Below are 3,655 nucleotides of genomic sequence, written 5' to 3' on the forward strand. Positions count from 1 at the left end.
GCTGAAGCTGATAAAGCATAGAGTGTCGTAATATTTCCCCTTTTAGCCATATCACGCTCAAACATGCTTGATTTTAAATATATATCAGAAATATTCTGAATATGGGATTCATATACTAGTCCAAATTTCTCCTTCGGGGGTGCATTATCAGCAACCATATCATTAAGCTTAGACTCAAAATCGCTAACGTCAATAGGGTTCTTAAACTTCACATAAGTATAGAACTGATGCCATATCCAATCGTTCATTCTAGTCTCGGGCATGTACTGTGTAAATGATGCAAAAGACAATATCATTGGAGGATTGAGATGGCTATGATTAGAAAAGTCTGCGTAAACACCTGTCACTTCATAGGGCTGTTGGCTAAGTTCAATGCTTTCACCAACTGCGTCCTTACTTCCAAAAAGGGTATTTGCAAAAGACTCAGAGATGACTATAGTATTTGGCCTTTCTAAAGCTGTCTCCTGATTTCCTGATATCAAGTCGACATCCATCATATCAAATATTGAAGCTTCTGAATAGACTGCGCCCTTGTAATATGCACTCTCACCTTCTATGGTAATAAGTACATCTTGCTTCAAATCCATTATGCGCAGAGTAGACTCCACTTCTGGATAATCGCTCAATAACTTAGGACCAAAGACTGGAGGAATAGTTGGTAAGTAGCTCACCTGCCCATTGTCAGAGGTTAAAATATCATATAAACGATAAGTTCGATCTTTATCTTTATAATAATTATCGTACTGTGATTCCTCCCAAACAAAAATACCTATCAGCATGAATGATGACATCCCTATGGTCATTCCAAGAATGTTAATAATAGAAAAAGCTTTATTCTTCTGCAGGTTTCTTAAGGCTATTTTGAGGTAGTTTTTGATCATGAGTATAAAATTAGTTCTATTCCTTTTCATGATTACCAAATGGTGTACCTAATTTAAAAATAGCCCTCACACAACTCTAAGGATAGTTTATGGGTATAAAAAGAAATGCCATGTTCCATAATGGAACATGGCACTGTTCTGATCTGAAACAATCAGAAACCAAACTAGTATTAATTATAAAACGGGTTATCTTTCACAACCGTTGCATCTTGATTAGCTCCACCAAAACGGAAACTAACACCTACATTAACCAGGTAATCAGCAAAAGCAGCATCTCCATGTCTATAAACACCTGTTTCCTGAGTTCTTACTTTGTCTTCGTAGCTCTGAATACGATTTCTATACATTGCAATGGGAACACTAGCGAACAAAGACCAGTTTTTATAAGCGTATCCAGCACCTGGCTCCAATGAAACAGCATATCCTGGTCTTCTATAGCCTGCATCTCCACCTATTAAATCTTTAGCAGGAACGCCTTCAACTCTACCTCCCAGATAAAGACTGAACCCCTTCATGGTAGCGTAGTAACTACCTACCTGAACAGCAAATTGATCAGGAACAGAAAACTTGCTTCTTCCACTTCTGGTGAGTACACCATTGGTTTCCTGAAAGTTAAAGAGATAGTATACAGAGGTATTGATTCCGAAACGGTGATTAATCTTTTGATACCCCTGAATATCAAGAGCTAAACCTGTACCACCGTCTCCGGGCTGAATAGACTGATCAACCACTCTTTTAACATTTTGATCTCTGTTATCACCTTGATTGTAGAAAGTATCTTCATAGTCATAGCTGCCTGTAGGCAATTTAAGCCCAAGACCTAATGAATAGTTAAAGTCATGCTTGCCTGGTTCCCAGAGCCAAAAACCTGCACCTATTCGAATATCTCCAAGTCCGCTTGATGCAGTTGTATGTCTTTCACCAAGGCCATTTGGAGGGTTTCCTCCATGCTCATACATCGAAGATCTGTCATGATTAACATATGGCAATATGATATTGGTAAACCAGCGGTCTGTAATACCGTATCTAAGAGAGAGGTCTACAAAACTAGATTTGTTAATTACCTCTGTGCCATTTTCCACACGCTCAACTTCCTCGTGACTGCCTCTAAAGTGCTTGTAAGATTTAAAATGTCGGTATCCCAATTGCGCATTAAATTCACCTTTAGACAAACCAATGCCACTGTTCAAGCCACCACTATAGCCATTACCTCTTATGGCTACACAACCTTGCCCGTAAGAATTAATACTTACAGCGATAAATAATAGTATTGTTAATGAGTATATATTTTTCATTTTATTGAGTTCAAATTTTCATAAATATTAAGTTTTGCTGCATTAGTTTAAATGCAGGCATTAATGCTGATAGCGAAAAAACCTATCAGTTAAATAAGAAATGAAAATTAAACCCTGGGTGGAGGAACTGCTACAGAAAGGTAGCTAGAGTAGTTATTATTACGATATGCAGAAAAAGTAAGCTTGCTATCTGCTAAAAATCGTGTAGTATAAAGATTATTTACATCATGAACATATGTCTGAAAAAGATTACTCACAATGAAGGAAACGTTATTGGTTTCTGAGTTGGGTACTTTTACAAACTTCAACAAGCTATTATTAATCTCTACATTAACAGGCTCTTCAACTACCTCATAATAATTTTCATCATGTGCGATGATAAAAGGTGCGGCATAACCTAAAGAAAGCTTATAATCAATATCAGTTTGTTTTAGAACAATATCTCCAGATAGACCCAAAGATTCAGTTATCTTTTCTGATAATTTCAGCTGATTTACAGACAGTTTATTTTGCATCACAACGTTGTCAATAATGCGCAATGTAAAGTAGCTGGCGCACCAAGAAGAGGTCAGTAACATTATTAAAAATATGGCAGACAGCTTTTTCAAACATTTAAATATAGAAATAATTTTAGAGTAGATATATTATGAGGGTTAATTTATTCTACCTACTTATTTCGTAACTACCTATTATTCAGTCAATAATAAAAATATGAATAAAATATTATATTATTTTTTAATTCGAAGAGATACAATATTTATTTAGATAAATTATAATTGCCTTTATTCTAATAAAACTTTATGAAAAAATATTGGCTATTACCTCTACTTGTATTGTCATTAACCGTTGGAAAAGGTCAAATTATTGACCCTAACTTTAAACCTAAACTAAAAGGTTTACCTCAAATTAGGTTTATGATGGTTTTACCTGATGACAAGGTTATCCTTTCTGGAGACCTCTCATCAGTAGATGATGAAGCTGTTAGGCGCTTTGTTAGGTTAGAGACAGATGGCACCTTAGATCAAGAGTTTTCAGAAAACATTTCAAAAATATCTAAGGGATTCAGCAATATATATGATGCTGTTTATGACAAGGAATTGAATAAAATTTACGTTGCAGGATACTTTGAAGAATATAACGACTTACTAAGATTGAATTATGATGGGACAATCGATGAAACATTCAACGTTTCCATTAACCTAATTAATGTCCATGATATAGGGGTTCAATCTAGTGGTAAAATTGTTTGCTTGACTGAATCATCAAATGGTATTATAAGATTTAATATCGATGGGACAATTGATGAAACATTCAATAATAACTCTGGACCTGACTCTTATGGAACCTATACAAGTGAATTAAAAATTCTTACAAATGATAAAATTATAGTTGGTGGCGATTTTAACAGCTTTAACGGCTCCTCATTCAACGATATGATACAATTAAACGCTGATGGTACAATTGATGAGTCATTTAATT

At 35.1% G+C, this 3,655-nt stretch carries 4 protein-coding genes; 1 reads left to right on the plus strand and 3 read right to left on the minus strand.

Annotation, left to right across the window (positions count from 1 at the left end; genetic code table 11):
* The 3 genes from E1140_RS01280 to E1140_RS01290 form a co-directional block, all read right to left on the minus strand.
* Positions 1-881: ABC transporter permease (locus E1140_RS01280; RefSeq protein ID WP_185153357.1), on the minus strand; the 881-nt coding region annotated here is incomplete at its 3' end.
* Between the two features lie 170 nt (positions 882-1,051).
* Positions 1,052-2,176 carry a transporter gene (locus E1140_RS01285; protein WP_155178230.1) on the minus strand — a complete coding sequence of 375 codons (1,125 nt, stop codon included), beginning with the start codon at positions 2,174-2,176 and terminating at the stop codon, positions 1,052-1,054.
* A gap of 107 nt (positions 2,177-2,283) precedes the next feature.
* Complete coding sequence (locus E1140_RS01290) at positions 2,284-2,691, minus strand: hypothetical protein (protein ID WP_155178232.1); 408 nt, start codon at positions 2,689-2,691, stop codon at positions 2,284-2,286.
* A 285-nt stretch (positions 2,692-2,976) separates the two neighbouring features.
* Here E1140_RS01290 and E1140_RS01295 point away from each other — a divergent pair.
* Positions 2,977-3,655, plus strand: a 679-nt coding sequence (locus tag E1140_RS01295; RefSeq protein WP_185153358.1) for a delta-60 repeat domain-containing protein, incomplete at its 3' end; no start/stop codon positions are given.

It is taken from the genome of Fulvivirga lutimaris, from assembly GCF_009711525.1.
In the GTDB taxonomy this organism is placed as follows: domain Bacteria; phylum Bacteroidota; class Bacteroidia; order Cytophagales; family Cyclobacteriaceae; genus Fulvivirga; species Fulvivirga lutimaris.